General features: G+C 59.5%; 15 protein-coding genes. 3 read left to right on the forward strand and 12 right to left on the reverse strand.

The genetic code is table 11. The annotated features are described in order from the left end of the window. Nucleotides 1–72: 72 nt before the first annotated feature. The 9 genes from BM317_RS31370 to BM317_RS25445 form a co-directional block, all read right to left on the reverse strand. Entirely contained in the window at nucleotides 73–1,365 is a 1,293-nt protein-coding gene (locus BM317_RS31370) for a methyl-accepting chemotaxis protein (RefSeq protein ID WP_170866282.1), read from the reverse strand. 112 nt (nucleotides 1,366–1,477) lie between these two features. Beyond that, on the reverse strand, nucleotides 1,478–2,155 hold the full coding sequence (locus BM317_RS25410; protein WP_092476717.1) for an energy-coupling factor ABC transporter permease: 678 nt from the start codon (nucleotides 2,153–2,155) through the stop codon (nucleotides 1,478–1,480). 59 nt (nucleotides 2,156–2,214) lie between these two features. Beyond that, nucleotides 2,215–2,655 carry a nitrile hydratase accessory protein gene (locus BM317_RS25415; protein ID WP_092476719.1) on the reverse strand — a complete coding sequence of 147 codons (441 nt, stop codon included), beginning with the start codon at nucleotides 2,653–2,655 and terminating at the stop codon, nucleotides 2,215–2,217. Further along, nucleotides 2,652–3,305, reverse strand: coding sequence for a nitrile hydratase subunit beta (gene nthB, locus BM317_RS25420; RefSeq protein WP_092476721.1), 654 nt, complete (start codon nucleotides 3,303–3,305; stop codon nucleotides 2,652–2,654). Before nthB ends, BM317_RS25415 begins: the two co-directional genes overlap by 4 nt. A gap of 19 nt (nucleotides 3,306–3,324) precedes the next feature. Further along, a complete protein-coding gene (gene nthA / locus BM317_RS25425) occupies nucleotides 3,325–3,963 on the reverse strand; it encodes a nitrile hydratase subunit alpha (protein WP_092476723.1) in 639 nt (212 codons plus the stop codon). Nucleotides 3,964–4,039: 76 nt separating this feature from the next. Continuing rightward, complete coding sequence (locus BM317_RS25430; RefSeq protein ID WP_092476725.1) at nucleotides 4,040–5,554, reverse strand: amidase; 1,515 nt, start codon at nucleotides 5,552–5,554, stop codon at nucleotides 4,040–4,042. Nucleotides 5,555–5,791: 237 nt separating this feature from the next. Next, a complete protein-coding gene (locus BM317_RS25435) occupies nucleotides 5,792–6,316 on the reverse strand; it encodes a group I truncated hemoglobin (protein WP_092164654.1) in 525 nt (174 codons plus the stop codon). 106 nt (nucleotides 6,317–6,422) lie between these two features. After that, complete coding sequence (locus BM317_RS25440) at nucleotides 6,423–7,289, reverse strand: transporter (protein ID WP_092476727.1); 867 nt, start codon at nucleotides 7,287–7,289, stop codon at nucleotides 6,423–6,425. 87 nt (nucleotides 7,290–7,376) lie between these two features. After that, nucleotides 7,377–8,432, reverse strand: a complete 1,056-nt coding sequence (locus tag BM317_RS25445; protein ID WP_092164650.1) for an aliphatic aldoxime dehydratase — start codon at nucleotides 8,430–8,432, stop codon at nucleotides 7,377–7,379. Nucleotides 8,433–8,994: 562 nt separating this feature from the next. On the opposite strand from BM317_RS25445, the gene BM317_RS25450 reads away from it, so the two are divergent. After that, a complete protein-coding gene (locus tag BM317_RS25450; protein ID WP_092164648.1) occupies nucleotides 8,995–9,930 on the forward strand; it encodes an AraC-like ligand-binding domain-containing protein in 936 nt (311 codons plus the stop codon). A 104-nt stretch (nucleotides 9,931–10,034) separates the two neighbouring features. Here BM317_RS25450 and BM317_RS25455 read toward each other — a convergent pair whose 3' ends face one another. Together BM317_RS25455 and BM317_RS25460 are read right to left on the reverse strand one after the other, a co-directional pair. Beyond that, entirely contained in the window at nucleotides 10,035–10,580 is a 546-nt protein-coding gene (locus BM317_RS25455; RefSeq protein WP_092476728.1) for a cytochrome b/b6 domain-containing protein, read from the reverse strand. Beyond that, entirely contained in the window at nucleotides 10,580–10,846 is a 267-nt protein-coding gene (locus BM317_RS25460) for a PepSY domain-containing protein (RefSeq protein ID WP_065926014.1), read from the reverse strand. The genes BM317_RS25455 and BM317_RS25460 overlap by 1 nt, the downstream gene beginning before the upstream one ends. Nucleotides 10,847–10,993: 147 nt before the next feature. Here BM317_RS25460 and BM317_RS25465 point away from each other — a divergent pair, with 147 nt between their 5' ends. Beyond that, nucleotides 10,994–11,656, forward strand: a complete 663-nt coding sequence (locus tag BM317_RS25465) for a response regulator (protein WP_092476730.1) — start codon at nucleotides 10,994–10,996, stop codon at nucleotides 11,654–11,656. Continuing rightward, a complete protein-coding gene (locus tag BM317_RS25470) occupies nucleotides 11,653–13,077 on the forward strand; it encodes a sensor histidine kinase (RefSeq protein ID WP_092476732.1) in 1,425 nt (474 codons plus the stop codon). The genes BM317_RS25465 and BM317_RS25470 overlap by 4 nt, the downstream gene beginning before the upstream one ends. Nucleotides 13,078–13,221: 144 nt before the next feature. Here BM317_RS25470 and BM317_RS25475 read toward each other — a convergent pair whose 3' ends face one another. Further along, nucleotides 13,222–14,640, reverse strand: a complete 1,419-nt coding sequence (locus tag BM317_RS25475) for a sugar porter family MFS transporter (protein WP_060742453.1) — start codon at nucleotides 14,638–14,640, stop codon at nucleotides 13,222–13,224. Between the last annotated feature and the right edge of the window lie 38 nt (nucleotides 14,641–14,678).

A 14,678-nucleotide genomic window follows, 5' to 3' on the forward strand; every position in this document is an offset into this window, starting at 1 on the left:
TTGCGGTGTGGCCCGGGCATACACGCGCAGGCCACACTTTCAATTTCATGAGAATGGATGCCCAGCTTGAACTCAGTACCTCTCGATCATGTCGGCCGCCTGCTGGGTGGCCTGGCTGGTGCGGGTGGCCAGCTTGCGGACCTCGTCGGCGACCACTGCGAAACCCCTTCCGGCTTCACCGGCTCTGGCCGCTTCTATGGCTGCGTTCAAGGCCAGCAGATTGGTCTGTTTGGCGATGCTTTGGATGGCGGCGACTATCTGTGTCAGCTTGGCGAGGTTTTCCTGCATCGCTTGATGCTGGCGTTCCTGAGTCTGGCGCAACTGGCTTTCCTCGCGATGGGAGTGCACGTCTGTGATCGCCCCCACTGTACGCAAGGGCGTGCCGTCGCTGCTTCGCTGGGTCTGACCTCTGCCTCTGAACCAACGGTACTCGTCGTTGCGGTGCTTGAGGCGGTAGGTCACATCGAAGGGTGTTTGGCCGGAGCGGTCGGCGACATGGTCGACAAACGCTTGCACGGCATGCTGGCTGTCTTCGGGATGCAGGCGGGACAGCCAGCTTTCGAACACATTGGGAAACTCTTCGATGGTTTCGTAGCCGAGCAGGCGACGCATCTGTGACGAGAACCAGATGACGTTATGGGGATTGGCTGGATCGCCTGCGACGATATTGATATCCCAGAGCGCGTCCTGGATGCATTCGCGGGAAATATCGAAGCGGGCCGAGAGCATTGTGAATTCTTCGTCCCGCAAGCGCTGTGTGTGGATGTCGCGCAGCAGACCGACGCTGATCTGTGGCAGCCCCCGTTCGTCACGGAGCGTTTCGCCGCAGATCCGGACCCAGCGGTATTCTCCCGAGTGGCTCGCGAGGCGCACCTCCACCTGGTAGGGAGCCTGCCCGCTGCGATCGGCAAGGTGATGAGCCAGGGCATTCAGGTTGGCCTGGCGGTCGTCAGGGTGAAGGCAATCGTTCCAGGAGCCTAGACAGACGGGGAGATCCGCTTGGGTGGGCAGGTTGCCGAACCATTGCAGTACTGCATCGCGTGCGGGCTGCAGGCTGCCATCGAGCTGCAATTTCCAGAGCAGATCACCCGACCCGCTTGCCGCCAATTGCCAAAGTTGTTCTTGATCATGCAGCCGCGTTTCGTATTCACCCAGCTGAAGCTTGAGGCATTGCAGTTCAGCGTTAAGGTCGACCACGCTGGCCTGGAGCGCCGTGCGATCGGCGAGCAGGCGTTCGATGCCCGCCAGTACCCGTCGCAGTGACGGATCCTTCGCCGCTATCGATACTCCCTCGCCGTCGGGCTGTTCCAGCCGGTCGCCGAGCCGCTTCAAATCCTTGCGGGTGCTATTTCTGGAAAACATCAAACACCTCTGGTTCGCTCACGAGGTTTCGGGGCGGTTCTCGCTCTTGATGCCCCCGAGCATTACGGTCTTCGAATGCCCGGGGACAGTCTGGCCTGGACTGGACTCTGTCGACTCAGGCGGCCTGGTACAGACGACGCTCGACCAGCGTGCTACCACGCAGGCGATGTGTTGCCTTGGCACAGGCCAGCACGGCCAGATCCAACAGCGGTTCGAGGATGACGACGGTCATGTAGGCACTGCCGAAGGTCAGAATTGACAGGGCGTTTTCTGCTGTGAAGCCTCGCCCGTAGAAGGCCCAGAAGGCAACCCAGGCGACAATGCCCCCCTGGAAGGCGGTCGACAGCCCCAGCGCTTGTCTGTAGCTCAGTTCCACATACGGCGTGTTTGGCGCGATGACGCGTTTCGCCAGGGCGGTAACTGCGAACAGCGGTACCAGGAGGGTGGTGACGTTCATGCCGTATTGGGGCAGGTCGAATGGCGCGAAGAACAGCCCCTGGATCAGCAGCCCCAGGGCCAGACCCACTGCCGCAGGTGCGGCGCCGAGCAGCAGAAACAGGGTTGACCCGAGGATGAGATGGACCTCGGAGACGCCGACGGGATGATGCGGTAGTAGCTCGAAGAAGCTGAATACCAGGGCCGTGGCAGTGACAGTGCGAGCCAGCAGCGAGAAGACACCACGCTCGCCCATGGCTTGGGCAGCGAGTTTGAGGGTGTACGCGCCGGCACCTGCGGCAGTGACGTAGCTCAGCCAGAGTTTTCCAGCTTCCACCAGGTTAGGTTCGATATGCATGACGATTTCCCCTTGGCCGCTACGCGGCCTCGAAAGTAAAAAACAGGACGACTCCGGCCTCAGCCTATGGCCCGGCTGATCGCCACCGGCTCGTGCCGCGGCAGGTGTTCGTGGCCGTTTCCATGGGCCGGTGGGCAACTCGCATTGAGCAGCGTCACCGGTTGTCCATGGGGGGTATTCAAGTAAGCTTGCTGCCATTCCTCGGTGCGCCGGCTGATGTCTTTCACCTCCGTTAAACCGAGAGTGGTGACCATTCTTTCCAACGCTGTGAGCCACTGCCGGTAGTAAGTGTCGTTGACGCTTTCTCCGGGTTGCGCCGGGGTAGCCTTGATCTCGTCGCTGAATACCTGCACCCAGTCCTCCCAGGGGAACAGACCGATCTGGTGCAGGTGTACCAGCAGGGAAAAAGCCTGGGCCTGCCAAGGTTTGTCGAATACCGGGCCTTCATCGTCGAGAGACAGGCCGGCTATTGGGGGGATGTGATGCATGCTGGCGCTCATACGGCCTCCAGATAGTTGTCCCACAGATCAATGCAAACACTGTCCGGTCGCGCCACTCCCCACAGTTCTGTCGCACTGAAGCGAACGGCATAGACCTGTTGGGGCTGTTCGCCTAGACCGTGGGCCATCGTGTCTGGGGTGGCAAACGCGCCGTGTGCAATCTCGATGGTCCCGACCTTGCCGCGCGCGTAGCGGGGCAGTCGGGTGTGGGTGGTCGGGTTGAGGTTCTTCGTCCGCACCCGGTCACCGACCCGAAAGCGGCCAGAGACGGGTTCCTTTGCCCGGGAAGAGGCGCCGCCGAGCACTACGGCCTCGACGATGTCCGGCGTTAAAACCGTGACGGGCTGTGTCGGTGGGGTTGGTTTGGCCGTACCCTGCAGTTCGCCAGTGCTGATCACGCCTTTTTCCAGCAGCAGGTTCTCGAAGGCATGCAGCCAATGCTCGTAGTAACTGGACTGCAAGTATTCAGCCGGTTCCATGCGCTCAATGGAATGGCGGAATTCGTCGACATTGAAGTGTCCGCCGACGAAGAGCGAGGCGAACAGCGGAAAGACCCTGCGCTCCCAGTCGTGATGGAAGATGGGTTCATTTTCTTCGGTGAGCACCGCGCCGAAACCGTGCATACCGCCTAAGTCGTGTACACCGTTCATGGTTTTCTCCTTTTCAGGTTCAGGCTTCGTCGCCCGGCGTCTTCGGCAGGCCGGTGCCGATCATGGCGTCACGCGTCACCAGCTCGACCAGTCGTTCCTCGCTCCAGCCGTCAGTACCGGCCGGACGTTCCGGCAGTACCAGGTAGCGCAACTCGGCACTGCTGTCCCAGACGCGGACTTCCTTGTCATCGGGAATAGTCAAGCCGAATTCGGCCAGCACGCTGCGCGGATCGATGACGATCCGTGACCGATAGGGCGCGGATTTGTACCAGACGGGTGGCAGGCCCAAGGTCGGCCAGGGGTAGCAGGAGCACAGCGTGCAGACCGTCACGTTGTGCACGGTCGCAGTGTTCTCCACCACCACCATGTCTTCGCCCTGCACGCCGGAAAAACCCAGTTCGGCAATGGCCGCGGTGGCATCTTCCAGCAGTCGATGCTTGTAATCGGGATCGAACCAGGCCTTGGCGACCACCTGGGCGCCGTTGCGCGGGCCGACCTTGTGCTGGTAAGTGTCCACCAGAGCATCCATGGCGGCTGGGTCGACCAAGCCCTTTTCGATCAACAGGGATTCGAGTGCCTTGACACGCAAGGCGATGGCCTCGGGTGGCTCGGTGTGGTCATGATCGTGATCGTGATGATGTTCGTAGGTATGGCTCATGTCTTGGCTCCTCTGAAGTTGATACTCACTTTCAGTGCTACTTGCCGGTGTCTGCTCGCCAATGCGATGCGCAGGTTCACAACGTCCGCCAATCAACAGAAGCCTCGAATGCGGCTGCAGCCTGATAGAGGGTGCCTTCGGCATAATGTTTTGCGACTAACATCAGCCCCACGGGCAGTCCGTCCACCAGGCCACAAGGGATCGACATGGCGGGGTGTCCCGTAATGTCTTGAGCGGCCGTATTGCCAAGCATCTCCAACGCGCGCGTGACGGTCTCGGTGATTGAAGAGCCCGGTTCCGGGAGCGGCTGAGCGGTGATTGGCACCGTCGGCATGACGAGCAGGTCATAGGTGTCCAGTGCCTTGTCATAGGCCGCTCGGGCAAAGCGCGCTATGTTCTGGGCCTTGGCGTAGTAGCGACCGTTGTAGCGCTCCAGGCCGAACTGGCCGACGAACATGCAAAGCTTGAGGGACGGTGACAATGCGTTTGCCTGGTCGCGCCAACCGACCTGTTTGTCCAGCAGGCCCACGTCGTAAAGCCCCTTCCAGTTAAAACCCGCTCCATTGCCGTGCATCATTTGCATGGTCAGGCCTTCACAGCCGATAGGGCTCCATAACGATCCCGCCAGGTTGTGTTCGGGAACCGATACCTCCTCGACCCGCGCGCCCAAAGCTTCTAGCCGGGCGATAGCGCTGCGTACCTTTTCTGCGATACGTGGATCCTGGTTGGCGAGTTGGAAGCCTTCCTGGAGGATCCCGATCCGGAGTCCGCTCACGCCTCGTTCCAGATAGTCGCAATAGGCATCGACCTTGGGGGCGGCCTGGCGAGGGTCGAGCCCGTCGGCACCGGCCATCACTTCGAGCATGAGCGCGTTATCGCGTACGTTGCTCGTCATGGGACCGACATGGTCGAAGGTGGACTCGATCGCCATGACCCCGGTGTAAGGCACTAGACCCCAGGTAGGTTTCATTCCATAAATGCCACACCATGCGGCAGGAATGCGGATGGAACCGCCTTGGTCGCCACCGATAGCCAGGTCGACCGCCCCCGTCGCCACAAGCGCCGCGCTGCCCGAAGACGAACCGCCCGTTGTGAAACCATGGCGAAAAGGGTTGTGCACAGGCGCGGGGTCCGAGGTATGGCTACCACCGGAGAGGCAGTAATGTTCGCAGGTGGCTTTGCCGAGGATGGTTGCTCCCGCGTCGAGCAGACGCGTCACCACAGTGGCATCAAACGACGGTACGAAACCCTCCAGTGGTGCGGCGCCGTTCATCATCGGGACACCGGCCAGAGAGATATTGTCTTTGAGCGCGACCGTCTTGCCGGCAAGCTTGCCCGAACTGGCGCCCATCACCTCAGTTCTGTAGTACCAGGCGTTCAGCGGGTTTTCCGCGCTTGAAGGGCGATAACCGGAACTGCGCTCGTAGCGCACTGAAGGGATGAAATCAGGCAACTCATCGACGAGGTCGTAGGCGTCGAAACTGGATTGCATGAGCGCCAGGTATTCGCTGGCTTGCTCGGGTGTCAGCTGTATGTGCAGGCGGCTGGCGAGATCCTGCACTTGTTCGAGAGTCGGGCGGATGATGGCCATGGGGTGTCCTGTGTCCTGTGCCAACCCGCAGGGGCTGGCAATGTCTGTTCAAACGTCATCTCGGGGATGCCCGGGCACGGTGCGCACGATTGGCGAGCCGTGGCCGGGGCTGGTATCAAGCTATCTCCACAGATTGAGCGGCGCTTGGCTGAGGAGGACAGTCGCTTGGTTGAGCGGGACTCGCTTGCCCCTCCACGGTCGCCCTCCATTGCTGTGGCTCAGGCTTATGCCGGGGTATCAGTCTTCGGATTCAGGCGTGGTCTGTTTCCAAGATGACTTCCCGGGTTTTGGCCAGACAACCCCAACGCTTCTCATGCCTTTGGCAGGGTCCATTTCCGGGTGCGCGAGTACGACATCCCGATAGGAGGGGCTCCCGATCACCGCCGGTTTGAACTTGATGAGGAAGTCATTGACCTCTTTGCGCAGATCCGGGGCCAGAGCGTAGTCGTCGTAGCACGCCTCGAGACAATCGAGCACGGCTTGCCAGTGCACCTCGGTCAGCCCCATCCCACGATGCGCGGTGACCATGTCTCTACCCCTGTATTTGGCGCTTCCACCCCAGTGCTCGGAAAGGAAATCGACAAAATTGATGTGTTCCTTTTGGAACGTCGATTCCGACATATGGGCCCAGATGTGCCCGATGGCCGGGTGTCCCATTGTCTTTCTCAACACTGCGCCTGCGAACTGATAGATCGCGTCATAGCCGCCAAGACGGGTATAGAGGGAGGGTTGTTGTTCCGTGGTGGGTTGCTGGTCGGTCATTGTCTGGTTGCTCCGTTTCGGGTGAGAGGCATCTCATTAGCCAACTGTCGCGTCGTTGGGCACACGCTTGGTTGATAAGGACAACGGGTGGTAGAGACGGGCGGGTCTAAAAGACCCTGACGTAGCGCAGGTTCATGCGAAAGTCTTCTTTGGGGCCGTTCTCCACCGCCAGGTCGCGTCCAAGTTGCACTTGGAGTTGGTCCTTGGCGGTGAAAAACTTTCTGGCCGTGACGCGGAAGTTGGTGGTTTCCATCCTGTCGTCCTGGTTGACACCATCGATCTGGTTTTCCCCGCCCCAACTGTGGCCGAAGCCGATAGCCAGCGCAGTGGTCTCGTCGGGCATGTAGCGCCCCATTAACTGAGCGCCGTAGGAAACGTCCTGCTCCCGGCGGGCGGAGCTGGCGCCGAAGTCGTTGTTGTCTGCGTACCAGATAGCGTCACCGACGAGGTCGATGGCCCACTTCTCCGTGAAGTGCTTGACGTAAGCGGCCTGGAGATCAACCTTCCAACGATTCTCGCCAATGTTGAGCGCGTCGTCTTTGTCATAGTCGCCAGTCGGCACGTACAAGTAGGCGGTCGCACCGAGGGTGTCGTTGGCGTCGTTGAGACGGTACTTGAGCGGCGCAGTGAGAATGAGGTCGCCGATGCCGCTGGCGTCGCCTAGACCAGACGCGTCACCACCGCCTGAGACATGACCGAAGGGCAATAGGAATTGAGGCTCGATGGTCAGTCGCTCGCTCAACTGGTAGACGTGCAGCAGACGCAGAATGCCGATATCGGATGTCAGGTTGAAATCGGAACTGGTCTTGTGACCCTGGGCATAGGCACTGTCCGTGGTGGCGTGCTGGTAGTAGACCACGCCGATGGTCGCTCCCACGGGGAGCGGCTCGTAATCGCCAGGATCCACCTCGAGCGCTTGGGAGGAAAGGCTGGGGAGGAGGGCGGCAAGCGACAGGTAGCGGAACTGTTTCATGATCGACGATCCTTTTTTCGGGCAAAAAGAGCCCCGCAATCGCCAGTCAGGCAATGCGCAGGGCTAAAAGTGGAGTCAGCGATGGAGTCAGGTGGGCGACACTTGCGCGTCGCGCATCATCCCGGTCTGCGGGTGGCAGTTGATGTACTCGAACAGTTGCTGGCTACCGTCCGCTACCGAGACCTCGTGATACAGCCGCAGCTTCGAAAGGCCTCCGATCACTCGGAAGAACGTGGTGAAAATACGTAAATGAGTGGGGTGGGATTCTGCCCAGCGTTCCAGTTTGTCGAGGGATCGCCAGTGACCGATGTCATAGGCGATGTCGAGAAGATTGCCATCCAGGTCGACATTGCGTACGAAGCGGTTGCTGTAGCAGCCCAGCGCCTGCCCCTCGTCACGCAGGAAGTTCATGCCGTCTTGCAGGGGCGGCAGCATCTCGTTGAAATAGAGCGCGCGCTCTTCGTCGCCGGCTTCGACCCAGTCTTGTCCGGAACGGATCAGCGTCAGGTTGTCGTGGCCGCGTACCACGACCCTGCCGCCCTTGGCGGGGTCGCCTGAAATGACTTGCAGTTCGCTGGTCGGCTGCATCCAGTCGGTCTGTGAGATAGCAAAGCGGTCGCGCGCCGAGCCCCAGTAGCCGTGCTCCTCGATCTCGCCGCTGATGCCGTCCATGATCGCACCGACACCTGGCAAATCTTCCTGGAATGCATACAGCGTCTCGAACTGTTCGGCACGTGGTGCGATGACTTCGCGGAAATACCCCAACCCCTCGTTCAGGCGCGCATCGTCGCCCCACCAATCGGCCACAGGCGCTGAAAGTAGCCATCGCTGATAGGCGGCGGGATCACGCCAGTAGCCCACGGCGATGAAGTTTCCATAACCCTGATTGTCGAGGTGGTAGGTCAGGTCGTGATTCCCTGGGCCATCGGCGAGGGCAAAGCTTGCGTCGATGTAGCGCATGGCTTGCAGGGCGGCGGCGCGTTGCTCGTCACGAAATTGCACCCCGAGGTAAGCCATCACCACTTGCTTCATGTTTTCGTCGGCTCGCCCCACAAACATCGGGAAGGGTGGCTGGTAATCGTCGTGAACACGACGGGACAAAGTCCGGGGACATTTGAGATGTTTATCGATTGCAGATTCCATGGGGGGCTCCTTTATTTCCGTCTCAAACGGACGGTTCGCTGTTCTACATCCCAGTGGATGTTGGTGTTTTGCGGTGGGTACCACGCCATCGGCGTTGCAGCACCAAGGTCCCGAGCTGCACCAGGTAAGTGGCAAACTCTTCGGGTGCCATGTCCCATCGCTGTAAAAACCAGGATGAATCGGACAGTCGCTGCTGTTCTCGTGGATGCATGAGACACCTCATCATTCGTGCTTGTAGGGACATGGCGTGGAGTAGAAATTATCCAGGGGGGATGCAACGTGCTTGGCTCGAATGGACAACCGTTTGGTTAAAAAGGACAGGTAAAAAAGGCCGGTATATCAGCGCGCAGCAATGGTGCGGGGCTTGTGAAGCAAGGGGGCGAGGCGCCCCGAGAAGTGGCATGGGGAGTGTTGGAAGGATCGGCCTGGGTAACGCGCAAGCAGCTATCTTCCAAGGTGTCTGACAGCGGGGATGAGGCGATGGAAATGGCCTGCTAATTGCTTGGCTCGCAAAAACGTTACCCCGCTTCTTTTGTTGAAACGCCGCCGCGAGGTGAATGCAATGAGCCAGACCTGTCAGTATTCAACGCTTGCCGTTACGGCCCCCCTCCGGTTCGATTACTGGAAAGAGGTGGTTTGTCACCACTGCCTGGACGCAGACAGCAAACGACTGGCGCAGAGCGATTTTGACGGGGCGCTGGAGGTGCATGGCATGGGCGCATTGGACATCTGCACGTTGTCCGCACCCTTGCACTATTGGGAGCGTTCCGCCCAGCACCTGCGCAGTGATCCCAATGACGACTTGTGGTTGGGCTTTACCCGGAGCGGTTATGGCGAACTGGAGCAGGCTGACCGACGGACGAAACTGGCGGCGGACGATCTGTTTCTTTATGACGCATCCCAGCCGTTCAGATTCAGCTTCGGTGGTACTGATAACCACCTTGTCCGCATTCCGCGACAACTGCTCAGTCAGCGCCTGCCTTCCATAGCAGACTGCACCGCTGTGGTTCTGGATGACCGTCGCCCCGGGGTGATTCCGTTACGCGAGATGTTACGTCAAGCCGCGAGTATGCCTTCAGTCTTCCATAACACAGCAGTCTCCAGTCGTTACTCCAGCACGTTGCTCGACCTTCTGGTGGTCAGCCTGGAACTCCAGGATTTAAAGCAGACTCATGACGAGTTGGATCTGCATGGCCGGATCATGAAGTACATCCACCAGTATTTGACCGAGGCGGACCTGTCGCTCGAACGCATCGCGCAAGCCCACCATGTCTCCACGCGCACTGTGACGCGCGCTTTCGCCCGTCATCAGAAATCGCCGGTCGCAGAAATCTGGAAGGCACGCTTGCTCGCCAGCCGCGAGGCTATTGAGCGCGGTCAAGTCCGCAGTATTTCTCAGGCGGCGCTGGATTTCGGTTTCTCCGACTTCTCTCATTTCAGCCACGCTTTTCGCAAGGCCTTTGGCGTTGCTCCCCATACGCTCCTGCGACGAGAGTGAAAGGGGGCTTTATCGCTTCTGAAGCGAAAGACATTGAAGGTGATCATTTTGCCAAGCTGTACAGGGTTGCAGGCGGCGCATAGGCAAACCAATCAGGAAAAAGATTACGGTGCACGCTCATCCGGCAGGCGCTTCCTGCGACCGGTGAGCATGGATAACGGCAGGTTGTCCCGCAGCTGGAAACTTTCGAACACCGCTGCCAGCACATGGATGCACACCAGTCCCAGCAACACATTTGCCGCGGTTTCGTGGACTTGCAGGGGCCAATCGGCGCCCCATAAAGCATCGACTTCCTGCATCAGGAAGCCGCTGATACCGAGGGTCAACAGCGCCGACAGCATCATCACCATCACCAGGGCGCCGATCGGCGAATGACCCAGGCGATGTTGCGGGCGCCCCCTGAGCAGCGAGCGCAGGTGGGCCGCAAGCCGCTTCGGTGTCGGCCAGAAGTCTGACCAGCGCGCACTGCGCGGCCCGACGAACCCCCACACCGCTCGTACCAGCAGCCAGGCCATGGCGTAGTAGCCCAGCCAGACATGCCAGTCGTCGCCCGCTTCATTGAAGAAGTAATTGGCAACAAAGACCCCGGCGATAGACAGGTGAAACAGCCTCACCAGCGGGTCCCAAAGGCGCAGGGATTCGCCTTGCATCAGCCTTTTATCTCAGTCTTCACGGCCTTGCCGGTCACCGGGTCGTGGTAGATCTCGACTTTGCGCTTGTCCTTGTCGAAACCGTAGATCTCATAGCAATTGCCGTCGGTGACCTTGAACTTGCTGATTTCGTAGCCTTCGGCCTTGAGCTTGTCCTGGAAGGCTTTTTCGTCTTGCCATTGCGAGCGTTCGGCGGTGGTGCATTGCGGGCCGGCGAGGGCCAGAGGGCTGGCGATAATCAGGGACAGCAGGAGAATTTTGCGCATGGAAAAGCTCTCAGCGTTTGTGGGAGATTGCACAGTGCAAAATCAACCTTAACGCAACCTTAGTTGGTAATGAGCTGTAACATCTTTGCCGGAATAGCCTCCGATAGAACCCGGCATGATGCCGCCGATTCCTAGAGAGATTTTGTGATGCGCCTACTCCTTGTCGAAGATGATCGTGCCCTCGGCCAGGGGATTCGCGTGGCATTGGGCGCCGAAGGCTACACCCTTGACTGGCTGCAGGATGGCCTGGGCGCATTGCATGCCCTGCGCAGCGAAAGCTTCGACCTGCTGCTGCTCGACCTCGGCCTGCCACGCCTGGATGGCCTTGATCTGTTGCAGCAATTGCGTGCCGAGCAACACGACCTGCCAGTGCTTATCCTCACCGCACGCGACGGCACCGCCGAGCGTATCGCCGGGCTGGATGCGGGCGCTGACGATTACCTGGTCAAACCGTTCGACGTGGAAGAACTCAAGGCCCGCGTGCGTGCGTTACTGCGCCGCAGCCAGGGCCGCGCACAACCGCTGTTGGAGCATGCTGGCGTCAGCCTCGACCCAGCCACCCAGCAGGTTCGCTATCAGGACGAGGAGATCATCGTCACACCGATGGAGTACCAATTGCTGCACCAGTTGATGGTGCGCCCCGGCAAAGTGGTGACACGCGAGCGGCTATCGCGGGCGTTGTACGGCTGGCAGGACCGCGTCGAGAGCAATACCCTCGAAGTGCTGATCCATAACTTGCGCAAAAAAATTTCCACCGAACTGATTCGTACCGTGCGTGGTGTCGGCTACGTACTGGCGTTCAAACCATGATTTCCGTCCGCGCGCGTATTCTCGTCCCGGTGCTGGTGCTGATCCTGCTGGGTGACGCCCTGATCAGCTGGCTGGTCCTGCGCGACAGCCACCACGAAATCGAAGAAGTCTACGATGCGCAACTCGCTCAAAGTGCCCGCCTGCTGCAAGGCGTGCTGCACCAGCGCGCCCCCGGCGAGGCCGACTGGGACCGTCTTTACCAAGCCTTCGACCAGGCCATGAGCCGTGTCGGCGCAGACGGCGTAGCCCATCCCTACGAAACCCGCCTGACCTTTCAAGTCTGGCGCACCGACGGCCAACTGCTGGTGCGCTCCGCCGAAGCACCGATCCTCGATGCGCCGCCCGTCACCCTTGGCTCCCACGACCTGGTGGACAACGGTAACGACTGGTGCGCCTTCCTCCTGGCTGACCCGCAACAGGGCCTGTTGATATGGGTGGGCGAGCGCGACGACATTCGCCAGGATCTTATCCAGCGCATCGTTCGCCACACGCTGTGGCCCACACTGATCGGTGTGCCGTTGCTGGCATTATTGATCTGGCTGGTCATCGGCTGGGGCCTCAACCCCCTGCGCGCCATGGCCCGTTCTATCCGCGGGCGCACCACCGATTCTTTGCAGCCGTTGCACCTCAAGCCGCTGCCGAGCGATCTGGAGCCCATGCAAACCGCGCTCAACCGCCTGTTGGATCAGGTGGATGATCTATTGGAGCGCGAGCGCCGCTTCATCGCTGACGCCGCCCACGAACTGCGTACACCCTTGGCAATCCTGCGCATCCACGCCCAGAACGCGCAAAGCGCCGTCACCGAAGAACAGCGGCGTGAGGCATTGGATTTCCTGGTCAATGGCGTCGACCGCGCCACCCGTATAGGCAGCCAACTGCTCACCATGGCCCGCATCGAACCGCAACTGAACAACCCCCTGTATCAACGCGTGCAACTCACCGAGCTGGTCCGCGAAGAACTGGCCGAACTCACGCCACTGGCCATGGAGAAGGGCGTGGAGTTGGTGCTGGAGTGTGATGAAGCGTGTTGGGTGGAGACCGAGCCGGTAGCGTTAGCCATTGCCATGCAGAACCTGGTCACCAATGCCCTCAACTTTTCTTCCCCAGGCAGCGAGGTGACTGTCGTGGTGCGTCAGGACGAGGGGGGCGTGGCGCGCTTGAGGGTGGAAGACGCCGGGCCGGGAATAGCAGAAGGGGAGCTTGGCAGATTGTTCGAGCGATTTTATAGCCGAGGCAATGCCAATGGCGCGGGCCTGGGATTGGCCATCGTACAGATGATTACTTGTAAAATTGGTTGCACCCTGCACATTTACAATCGAACAAGCGGGGGCGTATGTGCAGAGCTCGGCCTGAGCAAGGCCAGCAGTCCCTATGACGCTCTCGCAAATTCGAATAACGCATCTGCCACCATGACAACGTAGGTGAACTCCGAACGAAAACCACTTCCCGCTAAAAGCAGCCTGAACTCGGGCACAGCCATCGGCAGAGGAGAGCCGCTTCCCAAAAAACACGGAACGGAACAGGGAAGCGGAGGAACGGCAGTTAAGGGGAAACTTCATCCTCGCCTAACCATACAGCCGCTGTTCAATCTCTTCGAGGGTGCTGCCTCGTGTCTCCGGTACCCATACCGCGACGAAAGTCAGAGATAGAAGTCCTGCTCCCACGAACACAAAGAAGGTTTGCCCGATCCCGATCGTCGCAACCAAAGATGGAAAGAACATGCCGATCATCACGTTGGTCAACCAGAACGCTGCGATCGCCATACCCATGCATCCGCCGCGGATACGCATTGGGAAGATTTCCGCCAAAAGTACCCAAAAAGCAGGCCCGATCAGCCCTTGCATGGAGGCCAGGAACATCGCCATGGCTCCGAGAATGAGCATGGCGCGGGTGACGGAGGGATCGACAAAAACCGAAACCAGGCCAATCAACAGTAAAGACAATGTGGTACCAGTGAAACCGAGCAGCATCATTGGGCGACGGCCCACGCGGTCCAGCAGAGCAATGCCCACGAACGTTGCACCAATCGAGATAACGCCGTTTACGACATTGGCGATCAGTGCACTACGTTGCTCCAGGCCTGCTTCTGTGAGGATCTGGGTGCCGAAGTACATGATTGAATTGACTCCGGTCAGCTGCGACGTAACAGCGATACCGATGCCAATCAAAAAAATTCGTCGCGCGCCCTTTTGAGACAGGTCGCGCCAGCCGCCTTTTTTGATGAATCGCTCGTTGCTGATCTGCTGGGTGATGGCCTCCATTTCAGCCTTGGCGTAGTACTCCTCCCGTACCAGTTTCAGCACCTCCAGGCCCTCTCTGAAGCGCCCTTTGGTGGCCAGCCAGCGCGGGCTTTCCGGCATGTAGAGCATACCCAACCAGAGTGCCACTGCTGGCAGGGTTGCCAAGGCAAGCATCCATCTCCAAACACCGTCGAGATCGCTGAACAAATTGCCCAGTGTGGCGTTGGTGGTGAAGGCCAGGAATTGCCCAGTGACGATCATCAATTCGTTGCGAGTGATGATGCGACCGCGGATGCTGGATGGGGCCATCTCCGCCAGATACGCCGGCACGACGACCGATGCGCCGCCCACCGCTAACCCCAGCGTGAAGCGGGCGGCCACCATGACGTTGAGGGTGGGCGCCAGCGCACAAGCCAACGCGCCAAGAAAAAACACTACGGCGAGGAAAAGAATGATACGGCGGCGACCCTTGAGGTCCGATAGGCGACCGCTGAACAGCGCCCCCATCATTGCGCCGATCAATAGGGCGCTGGCCACCAGACCTTCCGTAAAGGGTGTCAGGCCCAGGTCATCTTTCATGTAGAGCAAGGCGCCATTGATGACGCCGGTATCGAAGCCGAATAGCAGGCCGCCAAACGTGGCAATCCAAGTGATTTTTTGCAGGTAGCGCTGTGCCTGGTGTTTTTCAGGACTTACAAAAGTGGCTGAAGTGTCTGCCGTATTTCCGTAGGAATTAATTGTCATTGTGATATTCCTGACTGAAACTCATGGGTGATGCTCAC

This window comes from Pseudomonas sp. NFACC24-1 (assembly GCF_900115235.1).
In the GTDB taxonomy this organism is placed as follows: domain Bacteria; phylum Pseudomonadota; class Gammaproteobacteria; order Pseudomonadales; family Pseudomonadaceae; genus Aquipseudomonas; species Aquipseudomonas fluorescens_AA.